Genomic DNA, 13,329 nt, shown 5'->3' on the forward strand with positions numbered 1-13,329 from the left:
AGCTGCGGAGGGCGGCCATGACATCCGTCCTCGTCTGCGACGACTCCCCGCTTGCCCGAGAGGCGCTTCGCCGCGCGGTCGCGACCGTGCCCGGCGTGGAGCGCGTGACCACCGCGGCCAACGGCGAGGAAGTCCTCCGCCGCTGGGGCGCGGACCGCTCGGACCTGATTCTGATGGACGTACGCATGCCCGGTCTGGGCGGCGTGGAGACCGTCCGCCGGCTGCTGTCCGCGGACCCCGGCGCCCGCATCATCATGCTCACCGTCGCCGAGGACCTGGACGGTGTCGCGCTCGCGGTCGCCGCGGGCGCCCGTGGCTACCTGCACAAGGACGCCTCGCGCGCCGAGCTGCGGGCCACGGTCACCCAGGCCCTCGCCGACCCGACCTGGCGGCTCGCCCCGCGCCGGCTGCGGTCGGCGGAGATGGGTGCGGCGCCGACGCTCACCGCGCGTGAGATCCAGGTGCTCGAAGGCATGAGCCACGGCCGGTCGAACGCGGAGATCGGGCGCGAGCTCTTCCTCTCCGAGGACACCGTCAAGACCCATGCCCGACGCCTGTTCAAGAAGCTGGGTGCATCGGACCGGGCGCACGCCGTCGCCCTCGGCTTCCGGTGGGGCCTGGTCCGCTAGTCGAACCCTGCCGCGGCGGCCCTCACGTCCCCGCGGCGGGAGCAGCTGAGTCCCGCTGCGGGGCGGCTTCTGTCCCCGCTGCGGAGCAGCTTGTGTCACTTCCGCGTGGGATGCCGCATCCTTGAGGGTGTGGAGTTCCTCGGGGACGAGTCGATCGAGCGGAAGGGGAGGGCGCAGGAGATGAGTTCCGGCGCACCTGCTCATAACGCTTCGGTGCACAACTACGGACGCGGTGCCGCGAATCCTCAGGCGTCAAGGCACCATGGAGCGATGCGCGACGACGAGACCACGGTGATCGGTGCACTCGTTCACCGTGCCGTCGAGGGCGACGAGCAAGCGACGCACGACCTTCTGGCGCGCGTGCACCCTCTCGCCCTGCGCTATTGCCGTACGCGGCTGAACCGGTTGCCCGGTGATGCCCGCCACTTCGTCGAGGACCTCGCACAGGAGGTCTGCGTCGCCGTCCTGATGGCGCTGCCGCGCTACAAGGACACCGGCCGGCCGTTCGAGGCCTTCGTCTTCGCCATCGCCGGACACAAGGTCGCCGATCTGCAGCGGGCCGCGATGCGGCATCCGGGCTCGACGGCCGTGCCCTCCGACGAGATGCCGGAGCGGCCCGACGACTCCCTGGGTCCCGAGGAACGTGCGCTGCTCAGCGACGATGCCGAATGGGCCAAGAAGCTCCTCGCCAATCTTCCGGAGAACCAGCGGGAGCTGCTGGTCCTGCGGGTGGCGGTCGGGCTCACCGCTGAGGAGACCGGCCAGATGCTCGGGATGTCCCCGGGAGCGGTACGGGTGGCGCAGCATCGTGCGCTGAGCCGACTGCGCGCACTGGCCGAGCAGTAGCCGAGCCGGGGTCTGCGCCGGGCTGTAAGGGTCGGCGAAGGCCGGTGGCCCTCACGTACACGTACGAACGTCCAAAGCTGCTCTGGGATCTTGATCGTGGAATGAGACACGGTCGAGGCCCGTTAGCATGGACATCCGCACCGATCAAGGCCATTTGGGGAAGGTGTCATGACTGCCAACGTCGACGGAGTGCCCGAGAAATTCGCGACACTCGGGCTGACCTACGACGATGTGCTGCTGCTGCCGGGCGCGTCCGAGGTCCTCCCGAACGCGGTCGACACCTCGTCCCGCATCTCCCGCAACGTGCGCGTGAACATCCCGCTGCTGTCGGCGGCGATGGACAAGGTCACCGAGTCCCGCATGGCGATCGCCATGGCGCGGCAGGGTGGCGTGGGCGTGCTGCACCGCAACCTGTCGATCGAGGACCAGGTCAACCAGGTCGACCTCGTGAAGCGCTCCGAGTCCGGCATGGTGACCGACCCGATCACCGTGCACCCGGACGCGACGCTGGCCGAGGCCGACGCGCTGTGTGCCAAGTTCCGCATCAGCGGCGTCCCGGTGACCGACCCGGCGGGCAAGCTGCTCGGCATCGTCACCAACCGCGACATGGCGTTCGAGACGGACCGCAGCCGCCAGGTGCGCGAGGTCATGACGCCGATGCCGCTCGTCACCGGCAAGGTCGGCATCTCCGGCGTCGACGCCATGGAGCTGCTGCGCCGCCACAAGATCGAGAAGCTTCCGCTGGTCGACGACGCGGGCGTCCTCAAGGGCCTCATCACGGTCAAGGACTTCGTGAAGGCCGAGAAGTACCCGAACGCGGCCAAGGACGCCGAGGGCCGGCTGCTCGTCGGCGCGGCCGTCGGCGCCAGCCCCGAGGCGCTGGAGCGCGCGCAGGGCCTGGCCGAGGCGGGCGTCGACTTCCTGATCGTCGACACGTCCCACGGTCACAACAGCAACGCCCTGAACTGGATGGCGAAGATCAAGTCCAGCGTCGGCGTCGACGTCATCGGCGGCAACGTCGCGACGCGTGACGGCGCGCAGGCCCTGATCGACGCCGGTGTCGACGGCGTCAAGGTCGGCGTGGGCCCCGGCTCCATCTGCACCACGCGCGTGGTCGCCGGCATCGGCGTCCCGCAGGTCACCGCCATCTACGAGGCGGCGCTCGCCGCCCGCGCGGCCGGCGTCCCGGTCATCGGCGACGGCGGTCTGCAGTACTCCGGCGACATCGGCAAGGCGCTCGCCGCCGGTGCCGACACGGTCATGCTGGGCAGCCTGCTCGCCGGGTGCGAGGAGTCCCCGGGCGAGCTGCAGTTCATCAACGGCAAGCAGTTCAAGTCGTACCGCGGCATGGGCTCGCTCGGCGCGATGCAGTCCCGCGGCCAGGGCCGGTCGTACTCCAAGGACCGCTACTTCCAGGCCGACGTGGCCTCGGACGACAAGCTCGTGCCCGAGGGCATCGAGGGCCAGGTGCCCTACCGCGGCCCGCTGGCCAACGTCCTGCACCAGCTCGTCGGCGGTCTGCGCCAGACGATGGGCTACGTGGGCGCGGCCACCGTCGCGGAGATGGAGTCCAAGGGCCGCTTCGTGCGGATCACCTCGGCGGGCCTCAAGGAGAGCCACCCGCACGACATCCAGATGACCGTCGAGGCGCCGAACTACAGCAGGAAGTAACAGAGCGCGACGCGTGGGGGCGGTTCCGGCATGTGGCCGGAACCGCCCCTCACGCTTGTGTCGGGGATACTGGTAGGCGCAGACGTAGAGGGAAAGGCCACACATCGTGACTGAGATCGAGATCGGGCGCGGCAAGCGCGGCCGCAGGGCGTACGCGTTCGACGACATCGCCGTCGTACCGAGCCGGCGCACCCGGGACCCGAAGGAGGTCTCGATCGCCTGGCAGATCGATGCCTACCGCTTCGAGCTTCCGTTCCTGGCCGCTCCCATGGACTCGGTCGTATCGCCGCAGACCGCGATCCGCATCGGTGAGCTGGGCGGCCTCGGCGTGCTGAACCTCGAGGGCCTGTGGACCCGGTACGAGGACCCGCAGCCGCTGCTCGACGAGATCGCGGAGCTGGACGAGGCGACCGCGACCCGCCGTCTGCAGGAGATCTACGCCGCTCCGATCAAGGAGGAGCTGATCGGGCAGCGCATCAAGGAGGTGCGCGACTCGGGCGTCGTGACCGCCGCCGCGCTCTCCCCGCAGCGCACCGCGCAGTTCTCCAAGGCCGTCGTCGACGCCGGCGTGGACATCTTCGTCATCCGCGGCACGACGGTCTCCGCCGAGCACGTCTCGGGCGCGGCCGAGCCGCTGAACCTCAAGCAGTTCATCTACGAGCTCGACGTCCCGGTCATCGTCGGCGGCTGCGCCACGTACACCGCGGCCCTGCACCTGATGCGCACCGGCGCCGCGGGTGTCCTGGTCGGCTTCGGCGGCGGCGCGGCGCACACCACGCGCAACGTGCTCGGCATCCAGGTCCCGATGGCGACCGCAGTCGCCGACGTGGCCGCGGCCCGCCGCGACTACATGGACGAGTCCGGCGGCCGGTACGTGCACGTCATCGCCGACGGCGGCGTGGGCTGGTCCGGCGACCTGCCGAAGGCGATCGCCTGCGGCGCCGACTCGGTCATGATCGGCTCCCCGCTGGCCCGCGCCACGGACGCGCCGGGCAAGGGCCACCACTGGGGCATGGAGGCCGTCCACGAGGACGTCCCGCGCGGCAAGCTGGTCGACCTGGGCATCGTCGGCACGACCGAGGAGATCCTCGCGGGCCCGTCGCACACCCCGGACGGCTCGATGAACTTCTTCGGCGCCCTGCGCCGCGCGATGGCGACGACGGGCTACAGCGAGCTCAAGGAGTTCCAGCGCGTCGAGGTCACGGTCGCGGACGCGCAGCACAAGCGCTGACGTTTCACCGTCGCGCACGGATCTTCGTCGCGTAGGGATTTCCGTCGCGCACGGATCTGCGTCGCGTACGGAATTGCGTCGCGTACCGACAGGGGCCCCGCACCGGGTGGTGCGGGGCCCCTGTCGTGTGCGGGCGGGGTCGCCGGCGGATTTCAGAGGCGGTGGGCCGCGCCCGCCGGGGTGGCGCCGCGGGTGTCCAGGAGGAGTTGGGCCTTCACCGCCAGGCCTTGGAGGTCGTAGGTGCGGTGGGGTTGCAGAAGGACCGTCAGGTCGGCGTGGGCGGCGGCCTCGTAGAGGGAGTCGGCGCGGGGGACCGGGAGGTCGCGGACGCGCCAGTCCGGGACGTGCGGGTCGTGGTAGCTGACCACCGCGCCCAGGTCCATCAGACGGCGGGCGATCTCGTCGGCGGGTGAGCTCTCGCGGTCGGCGAGATCAGGTTTGTACGTGATGCCGAGCAGAAGGACCCGGGCGCCGCGGGCCGACTTGCCGTGCTCGTTGAGGAGGGTCGCGCAGCGCTGGATGACGTACTGAGGCATCCGTTCATTGACCTGGCCGGCCAGTTCGACCATGCGGAGCGGGCGGTGGGTGCCGATGGTGTCGACGGGGACGCCGTGGCCGCCCACGCCGGGGCCGGGGCGGAAGGCCTGGAAGCCGAAGGGCTTGGTCTCGGCGCAGCGGATGACGTCCCACAGATCGACGCCGAGTTCGTGGCAGAGCACCGCCATCTCGTTGACGAGGGCGATGTTGACGTGCCGGAAGTTGGTCTCCAGCAGCTTGACGGTCTCGGCCTCGCGCGGGCCACGCGCGCGTACCACCTTGTCGGTGAGCCGGCCGTAGAAGGCGGCGGCGGACTCGGTGCAGGCGGGGGTGAGGCCCCCGATGACCTTGGGGGTACCGGCGAAGCCGTGGGCGCGGTTGCCGGGGTCGAGGCGGCTTGGGGAGTAGGCGAGGTGGAAGTCGCGGCCCGCGCGCAGCCCCGAGCCCTCCTCGAGGAGGTCGCGGAGCACTCCTTCGGTGGTGCCGGGGTGGACGGGTGACTCCAGCAGGACCGTCGTGTGGGGGCGCAGCCTGGCCGCGAGCGCGCGGGCGGCGTCGGCGACGGCGGTGAGGTCGAGCGTGCGGTCGGGGCCGAGCGGCGTCGGGGCGCAGATGACGGCCGTGCGGACCCGGCCGAGTTCGGCGGGGTTGGTCGTGGGCCGGAAGCCCCCCGAGAGCATCCGGCGGATCTCCGACGCGGTGAGCGAGCCGTCGACGGGCGGTCGGCCGGCGGCGAGTTCGGCGACGGGTCGTGGGTCGGTGTCGTAGCCGATGGTGTCGATGCCGGCGGCGATCGCGGCCTGGGCGAGGGGGAGTCCGAGGTGGCCGAGGCCGATGACGGCGAGATCAGCGGGCATGAGGGTGGGCCGTCCTTCCCAGTAGCCGGAGGGGACGAGACGCGCAACCCCGGTGGACAGAACGGGGTGAGCGCAATGTCAGACTAGGCGTAAATATGACCGATACGCGGCATTGTGGGGCTGAAGGTCGCCGAGTGTTATCCACAGGCGGTGGCTGAAGTCGGAAGGCCGGGACAGAATCGAGTCTGTGAGCCCGACCACGCGGGGGGACGACGGGAGGCAGCGGTGAGGACAGCGACACTGGGACCCGCCGAGCGCGCCGAAGCGCTCGCGGCGATGGCCGAGCGCGAACTGGACGTGCTGGTCGTGGGCGCCGGAGTGGTCGGCGCCGGGACCGCCCTCGACGCGGCCACGAGAGGGCTGGCCACCGGCCTCGTGGAGGCGCGCGACTGGGCGTCCGGCACGTCCAGCCGGTCGAGCAAGCTGATCCACGGCGGCCTGCGATATCTCGAGATGCTGGACTTCGCGCTGGTGAGGGAGGCCCTGAAGGAGCGCGGCCTGCTCCTGGAGCGGCTCGCACCCCATCTGGTGAAGCCGGTGCCCTTCCTCTACCCCTTGCAGCACAAGGGCTGGGAGCGGCTCTACGCGGGCTCGGGCGTCGCGCTGTACGACGCGATGTCGGTCTCCTCGGGACACGGCCGCGGACTGCCGGTCCACCGCCATCTCTCCCGGAAGAACGCCCTGCGGGTGGCGCCCTGTCTGAAGAGGGACTCTCTGGTCGGGGCCTTGCAGTACTACGACGCCCAGATGGACGACGCCCGCTTCGTCGCCACGCTGGTCCGCACGGCCGCGAGTTACGGCGCGAACGTCGCCAGCCGGGCGCGGGTGATCGGCTTCCTCCGCGAGGGCGAGCGGGTCGTCGGCGCGCGCGTCCAGGACGTGGAGGCGGGCGGGGAGTACGAGATCCGGGCCAAGCAGATCGTGAACGCGACCGGGGTGTGGACGGACGACACCCAGGCGCTCATCGGGGAGCGGGGGCAGTTCCATGTACGGGCGTCGAAGGGCATCCATCTGGTGGTGCCCAAGGACCGGATTCACTCGAATACCGGACTGATCCTGCGGACGGAGAAGTCCGTGCTGTTCGTGATCCCGTGGGGACGGCACTGGATCGTGGGCACCACGGACACCGACTGGGACCTGGACAAGGCTCATCCGGCCGCGTCCAGCGCCGACATCGACTATCTCCTCGAGCATGTGAACAGCGTCCTGGCGGTGCCCCTCACCCGGGACGACGTCCAGGGGGTCTACGCGGGGCTGCGGCCCCTGCTGGCCGGCGAGTCGGACGCCACGAGCAAGCTGTCGCGCGAGCACACCGTCGCGCATCCGGTGCCCGGCCTCGTCGTAGTGGCCGGCGGCAAATACACCACCTACCGCGTGATGGCGAAGGACGCCGTGGACGAGGCCGTGCACGCGCTCGACCAGCGGGTCGCGGCCTGCGTCACCGAGGACATCCCGCTCCTGGGCGCCGAGGGGTACAAGGCGCTGTGGAACGCGCGGGCCAGGATCGCCGCGCGGACCGGCCTCCATGTCGTGCGCGTCGAGCATCTGCTCAACCGGTACGGGTCGCTGACGGAGGAGATCCTGGAGCTCATCGCCGCCGACCCGGGTCTCGCCGAACCGCTGACGGGTGCGGAGGACTATCTGCGCGCCGAGGTCGTCTACGCGGCCTCGCACGAGGGGGCCCGGCACCTGGACGACGTACTGACCCGGCGCACGCGGATCTCGATCGAGACCTTCGACCGGGGGACGCGCAGCGCGCGGGAGTGCGCGGAGCTGATGGCGCCGGTGCTCGGCTGGGACGAGAACCAGATCGAGAAGGAGGTGGAGCATTACGACAAGCGGGTGGAGGCGGAGCGCGAGTCGCAGCGGCAGCCGGACGACCTGACGGCGGACGCGGCCCGGCTCGGAGCCCCGGACATCGTCCCGATCTGACGCGCCGGCCGAAGTGGTTCTCCGACGGGGCCCGTTGAGGGAGGGTTGCGGCATCCTGTTGGTACGGACGGGGAACCCGAGAGGGGTGCCCCGGCGTCGGGTGCCATGGTGGGAGCGCTTTCCTCGGGGGCCGTCCTCTCGGAGTGCGGACCCGGGATCGGCATCGGTCGCTGGGTGAGAGACAATGAGCTCTCTTCCAGGGCGGGTTACCGCATCGCGCGGAAGCGGCGGACGCGGGCGGAGATCAGGGATCGCAGAGGGGACGCATGTCGGAGGCGGAGCAGTCGCGGGACACGGCGCGGGACCCTCGGCGGGAGGCCGCAGCGGGTGCCGGAACCGACGGCGACCGAGGTGTGGTTCCAGCGGCACGTGAGGCGGAGCCGGACGTGAAGTCCGGCAAGGAATCGGCCCCGGCGGCCGACGCCACCGCGATGGACGGTGCGGGGGCCGAGTCCGGCCCGAAGCCCGGCGGCGAGGCGCCCAAGGACGCCGCGCCCAAGGACGAGGCGTCGAAGGGCGCGGAGCCGAAGGACGCGGAGCCCAAGGAGACGGCACCCAAGGACGCCGCGCCGGCGCTCAAGAAGTCCACGGGGACGGGGCGGTCCGGGGTGGCGACGGCCGAGGGGCGTCTGCTGTCCGGGCGGTACCGGCTGGGCGCGGTGCTCGGGCGTGGCGGCATGGGCACGGTGTGGCGCGCGGTCGACGAGACCCTCGGTCGGACGGTCGCCGTCAAGGAGCTGCGCTTCCCCAACAGCATCGACGAGGAAGAGAAGCGACGCCTCATCACCCGGACCCTGCGCGAGGCGAAGGCCATCGCCCGGATCCGTAACAACGGCGCCGTGACCGTCTACGACGTCGTCGACGAGGACGACCGGCCCTGGATCGTCATGGAGCTCGTCGAGGGCAAGTCCCTCGCCGACGCCGTGCGCGAGGACGGCACGCTCACGCCGCACCGCGCCGCCGAGGTCGGCCTCGCGATCCTCGACGTGCTGCGCTCCGCGCACCGCGAGGGCATCCTGCACCGTGACGTGAAGCCGTCCAACGTGCTCATCGCCGAGGACGGCCGGGTCGTCCTCACCGACTTCGGCATCGCCCAGGTCGAGGGCGACCCGTCGATCACCTCCACCGGCATGCTCGTCGGCGCACCCTCCTACATCTCGCCCGAGCGGGCCCGTGGCCACAAGCCCGGCCCCGCCGCCGACATGTGGTCGCTGGGCGGACTGCTGTACGCGAGCGTCGAGGGCAGCCCGCCGTACGACAAGGGCTCCGCCATCGCGACGCTCACCGCCGTGATGACCGAGCCCGTCGACCCGCCGAAGAACGCGGGGCCGCTCCTGGAGAAGGTCATCTACGGCCTGCTCGCCAAGGACCCCGCCCAGCGGCTCGACGACGCGGGCGCGCGGGCGCTGCTCAGGGCCGTGCTCGACGCACCCGTCCCGGCGGTCGAGCCCGAGCCGTCGCCGGAGGCCACCCGGGTGGTGCCGCTGCCGCCGGTTCCGCCCACGCCGCCGTTCCCCTCCTCCGGTACGAAGGAGAAGGCCGGCGACGCGGCCGAACGCGTGCGCGGGGCTCTGAAGTCCGTACGGAACGCGGCCGCAGCGGCGAAGCCCGACCAGAAGGCCAAGCCGAAGCCGGAACCGCTGCAGGGTGGGAACCGGCCGGCGCAGCCGCGGGCCTCGCTCACCGACGTCGTGCCGCGCCGGACCCTGGTGATCATCGCCGCGGTCGTGGTCCTGGCCCTCCTCGGCACGATCCTGGCCGTCGCGCTGAACGGCGGCGAGGACGGCGCGGACGCCAAGGGCGGCGGCAAGGGCGGCGGGGACAAGGCGACCTCGGCCGGTGCCACGGCCGGGAACGGCGACGGCCAGGACCAGGGCACGACGCCGAGCAACCCCGGCCAGCAGGGCGGTGAGCAGCCCGGCAGCTCGGGCTCCGGCTCGGGCTCGGGCGAGCAGAGCGGTACGCCCTCCGGGAAGCCGGACACCGACGCGCCCGGAACGGGCGGCACGCAGCTGCCCGCCGGCTACACGATGGTGAGCAACGACCGCTTCCACTTCACGATGGCGATGCCGGCCTCCTTCCGGCTCAACGCCATCGCGGGCCGGAACTCGGGCGGGATATTCAACGCCGACGGCGGATACCCCCGCGTCCAGGTCGACTTCAACAGCAATCCGAAGGACGACGCGGAGAGCGCGTGGGCCGCGGCCGTGGCCGGGGTCTCCGCCAGCAGTAACGGATACCGGCACATCGGCATCAAGACCGTCTCGTACAAGGGATATCCGACCGTCGCCGACTGGGAGTTCGAGCGCACCGAGAAGGGCATGCGGGTCCGGATACTGAACCGCGGCTTCAAGGTGGACGCCACGCGCGGCTACTCGATCATGGTCAGCTGCAAGGCCGACGAGTGGGACGCCCCCGCGTGCAAGACGCTGCGGGACACGGCGTTCGCCACGTTCAGCCCCAAGGATTGACCGGCGCCACGTATCGTGAGAGGTCGCGGACCGTACGCAGCCGAAAGAGCCGTTAACTGTACGGGACCGGACCGGAATTGACGGTTTCGCACGATCCATGGGAACCATGGCGTCGGTGGGAATCGGGGGACAGCGCGCTCGGTGGGGAGGCGTCGTGGACGACTATGCGGGAAGGGTGCTCGCCGACCGCTATCGCCTGCCCCTTTCTCCCTCGGACCCGCACGAGCTCGTGGAGACGCGCGCCTTCGACACCTACAGCGGGCAGGAAGTCCGGGTCCGGCAGGTGCCGTTGCCGGAGGTGGTCGACGCCGAGTTCGTCGAGGCCGACGGGTCCGGCTACCGGCCGGACCGCGGCCGGGCCGGTGCGACCCGCAGGCCGGCCGACCCGGCGGTGCGGCGCGCCGTCGAGGCGGCCCAGGCCGCCGCGCAGATCCCGGACCACCCGCGCCTCGACCAGGTCTTCGACGTGTTCGCGGAGGCCGGTTCGCTGTGGATAGTGAGTGAACTGGTGCCGGCCAAGCCACTGGCCGCGCTCCTCGCCGAGCGCCCGCTCAGCCCGTACCGCGCGGCCGAGATCGGCTCCGACGTCCTGACCGCGCTGCGCGCCCTGCACGCGCACGGCTGGACCCACCGGAACATCACCACCCGGACCGTGCTCGTCTGCGACGACGGTCGCGTGATGCTGACCGGCCTCGCCGCGGGTGCGGCGGAGGAGGCGCTGTGCGGCTACGCACCGGTGCCGTCCGCCGAGGAGGACGAGCGGCGACCCGGAGCCGGGCTGCCCTCCACAGAGGAGGAATCCGGGCCGGGGACGGCCGTGCCGGGGGCGCGCGGGCGTACGGAGATCGGGGCGGGGTCGCGACCCGAACTGCCGGGAGCTGCCGGCACGTCCGGCGCGCCGGCGGTGAGCCCGGCCGCGGACGTACGGGCGGCCCGTGCGGGCGCCATCGCCGCCTATCGGGCGGGAGCGCGAGCGGCGGCGCGGATCGGCGACACGGGGGCCGTCCCGGTGCAGCGCCCGACCCCCGACACCGGTTACGACGCCGACACCGGCTCCGACACCGGACCCGACCTCGGCACCGCACCCCGCACTGGCTACGACGCCGGCACCGCACCCGACTACGACGCCGACAACGGCACCGCACCCCGCACCGGCTACGACGCCGGCACCGCACCCGGCTCCGGCTCCGTGCCCGATGTCGGGCCCGAAGCCGCATCTGACCGTTCCCTTCCCCACCCCCGGCTGCCCGCGCCCTCCACGCCCGCGCAGGGTCTCGGCCCGGAGCCCCAGTGGTGGTCCCAGGCCGCGGACGACGAGGACGAGGACGACGCCGACGACGAGTACCCGACCGAGTACCGGAAGAGGTACGGGAGCGGGTACGGGACCGAAGACAGCGGTCCGCCCCGCGCGTTGCTCGCCGGCAGTTGGAGCGACGGCCCCCATGCCTCGCGCGACAGCTCCGGCCCGATCCCGGCGGGCGGCGGCTCCGGTCGCGGCCGGAGCACAGGGTCCGGCCCGGCGCTCCCCGCGCTCCCGGCCGGCTACACCCCCGCGCCCGCTCCCGAGCCCGTACCCGTAGCCGCCTCCGGAGGCTGGGGCGATCCCGCGGAAGGAAGCGGCCCCGCGAGCGCCTACCGCGGCCCGGCCACCCGCCTCGCGGGCGAGCGGGCCCGGCAGGCCCGGATCGCGGTCGTCGGCGCCGTCACCGAACGCTGGGCACCCGAACAGGCCGGACCGGTCCACGAGAACTGGCGGCTCGCCCCGCCCATCGGTCCCGCCACCGACCTCTGGGCGCTCGGCGCGCTGCTCTACCGCGCGGTCCAGGGCCATGCCCCGTACCCCGAGGAGAACGCCGCCGAGCTCGTGCAGCTCGTCTGCGCCGAGCCCCCGGCCTTCGCCGAGGAGTGCGGGCCGCTGCGCCCGGTCGTCGAGTCCCTGCTGCGCCAGGACCCCACCGAGCGCCCCGACTTCGAGGAGCTGCGCGGCTGGTTGCGCTCCCTCGTACGGTCCGCCCCGGAGCCCGAGGCCGGCCTGGGGATCGTGCCGCTGCCCGCCGCGGACGCGACCCGGCTGCCCGTCGTGCGCCGCCGCGGCGAACTGGTGCGCAGGCGCCGCGGGGGAGCGGCCGGTGGCCGTCACCGCCACAAGAAGGGCAAGGAGCCCCGTGGCGTACGCCCCGACCGCCACGACGAGCCACGGCACGACCCACGTCACGACCGGAGTCACGACCGGCGTCAGGACCCGCGTCACGAGTTCCGGCAGGAGCAGTTCCACGAGGAGCTCCCGCAGCGTGCCCCGCGTGCGCCCCGCGCACCGCGGACCTCCGGCGGAGCCGGCTCCCCGCGCTCCCTCGGCCGTACGCTCCTGCTCCTCGTCCTGTTGCTGCTCGCCGGTGCGGTCGCGTACGCCGTGATGTTCATGCCCAAGAGCGGTGACTCCGAAGGTGCGCAGCCCAAGGGCGGTTCCACCGGGCGCCCCTCGGGGCAGCCCACCGGCCGGTCCGCGCCACCCGCCCGGCCGAGCCCCGAGTCCAGTACGGCGAAGACGACCCCGCCGGCCGCCGATCCCAGTACTCCCGCCCTCGCCGCCGGGTACGCCCTGCGCAAGGACCCGGAGGGCTTCCAGGTCGGTGTCGCCAAGGACTGGCGGCGCAGCCCGATCAACGACGCCGGACAAGTCCGCTACACAGGCGGCGACTTCACCCTGATCGTCGTCCCCGGCCGGGACACCGTTCAGGCCAACGGCGCCGACCCGATGGCGTACCAGCGCACCAAGGAGCGCGAGCTCCAGCCGTGGCGGGACTCCTCCTGGTCCAGCGCCTCCGGGCTGCGCCGGATCGACGTGGGGCAGCAGGCCATGGCGGTGGGCCAGTTCACCTGGCAGGACACCACAGGACGCGAGGTCTTCGTCCGCAACCTCGCCCTGATCGACCGGGGCCGCTACCACGTGGTCCAGGTCATCGGCCCGGAGAGCGAACGCGACAAGGTGTCGGAGATCTACGACCAGGCCGTGAAGGCGTACCGCTCCACCCGCTGAACCAGTGCGCAAGGGTGGCTGAAAACAGACGTATGCCGTCGGGCTGGTCACAGTGCTGTTCCTTTGTCAGCCCCGAGGTTCCGTCCCCCGTCCCTCCCTCCGTAACCTGGGATCCGAA

Annotated in this window: 8 protein-coding genes; 7 read left to right on the forward strand and 1 reads right to left on the reverse strand. The window is 72.1% G+C overall.

What is annotated here, in order from left to right:
• Positions 1-17 precede the first annotated feature (17 nt).
• From ACFV9D_RS14530 to ACFV9D_RS14545, 4 genes are all read left to right on the forward strand, one after another.
• On the forward strand, positions 18-629 hold the full coding sequence (locus ACFV9D_RS14530; protein WP_003948568.1) for a response regulator transcription factor: 612 nt from the start codon (positions 18-20) through the stop codon (positions 627-629).
• 270 nt (positions 630-899) lie between these two features.
• Positions 900-1,475, forward strand: a complete 576-nt coding sequence (locus ACFV9D_RS14535) for a sigma-70 family RNA polymerase sigma factor (RefSeq protein ID WP_137993884.1) — start codon at positions 900-902, stop codon at positions 1,473-1,475.
• A gap of 168 nt (positions 1,476-1,643) precedes the next feature.
• Positions 1,644-3,146, forward strand: coding sequence for an IMP dehydrogenase (gene guaB, locus ACFV9D_RS14540; protein ID WP_385145234.1), 1,503 nt, complete (start codon positions 1,644-1,646; stop codon positions 3,144-3,146).
• A gap of 106 nt (positions 3,147-3,252) precedes the next feature.
• Positions 3,253-4,377 carry a GuaB3 family IMP dehydrogenase-related protein gene (locus ACFV9D_RS14545; RefSeq protein ID WP_385145236.1) on the forward strand — a complete coding sequence of 375 codons (1,125 nt, stop codon included), beginning with the start codon at positions 3,253-3,255 and terminating at the stop codon, positions 4,375-4,377.
• Positions 4,378-4,529: 152 nt separating this feature from the next.
• On the opposite strand, the gene ACFV9D_RS14550 is transcribed toward ACFV9D_RS14545, so the two are convergent.
• Positions 4,530-5,771 (reverse strand): nucleotide sugar dehydrogenase, encoded by a 1,242-nt coding sequence (locus ACFV9D_RS14550; protein ID WP_385145238.1) that lies wholly within the window; start codon positions 5,769-5,771, stop codon positions 4,530-4,532.
• Positions 5,772-5,996: 225 nt separating this feature from the next.
• Between ACFV9D_RS14550 and ACFV9D_RS14555 the strand changes: the two genes are divergently transcribed.
• The 3 genes from ACFV9D_RS14555 to ACFV9D_RS14565 all read left to right on the forward strand — a co-directional run bounded on the left by ACFV9D_RS14555 (position 5,997) and on the right by ACFV9D_RS14565 (position 13,211).
• On the forward strand, positions 5,997-7,703 hold the full coding sequence (locus tag ACFV9D_RS14555) for a glycerol-3-phosphate dehydrogenase/oxidase (protein ID WP_385145240.1): 1,707 nt from the start codon (positions 5,997-5,999) through the stop codon (positions 7,701-7,703).
• 266 nt (positions 7,704-7,969) lie between these two features.
• Positions 7,970-10,174: a protein kinase gene (locus ACFV9D_RS14560; protein WP_385145242.1), complete on the forward strand. Its 2,205-nt coding sequence runs from the start codon at positions 7,970-7,972 to the stop codon at positions 10,172-10,174.
• A 154-nt stretch (positions 10,175-10,328) separates the two neighbouring features.
• Positions 10,329-13,211: a protein kinase gene (locus ACFV9D_RS14565; protein WP_385145244.1), complete on the forward strand. Its 2,883-nt coding sequence runs from the start codon at positions 10,329-10,331 to the stop codon at positions 13,209-13,211.
• Positions 13,212-13,329 lie beyond the last annotated feature (118 nt).

Origin of the sequence: Streptomyces sp. NPDC059875, from assembly GCF_042731085.1 — a bacterium.
Lineage (GTDB): Bacteria > Actinomycetota > Actinomycetes > Streptomycetales > Streptomycetaceae > Streptomyces.

What these genes read in the sequence shown, in the direction of transcription:
- ACFV9D_RS14535 (WP_137993884.1), top strand. Translation starts at nt 900, where the DNA reads ATGCGCGACGACGAGACCACGGTGATCGGTGCACTCGTTCACCGTGCC.
- ACFV9D_RS14550 (WP_385145238.1), bottom strand. Translation starts at nt 5,771, where the DNA reads ATGCCCGCTGATCTCGCCGTCATCGGCCTCGGCCACCTCGGACTCCCC.
- ACFV9D_RS14560 (WP_385145242.1), top strand. Translation starts at nt 7,970, where the DNA reads ATGTCGGAGGCGGAGCAGTCGCGGGACACGGCGCGGGACCCTCGGCGG.
- ACFV9D_RS14530 (WP_003948568.1), top strand. Translation starts at nt 18, where the DNA reads ATGACATCCGTCCTCGTCTGCGACGACTCCCCGCTTGCCCGAGAGGCG.
- guaB (WP_385145234.1), top strand. Translation starts at nt 1,644, where the DNA reads ATGACTGCCAACGTCGACGGAGTGCCCGAGAAATTCGCGACACTCGGG.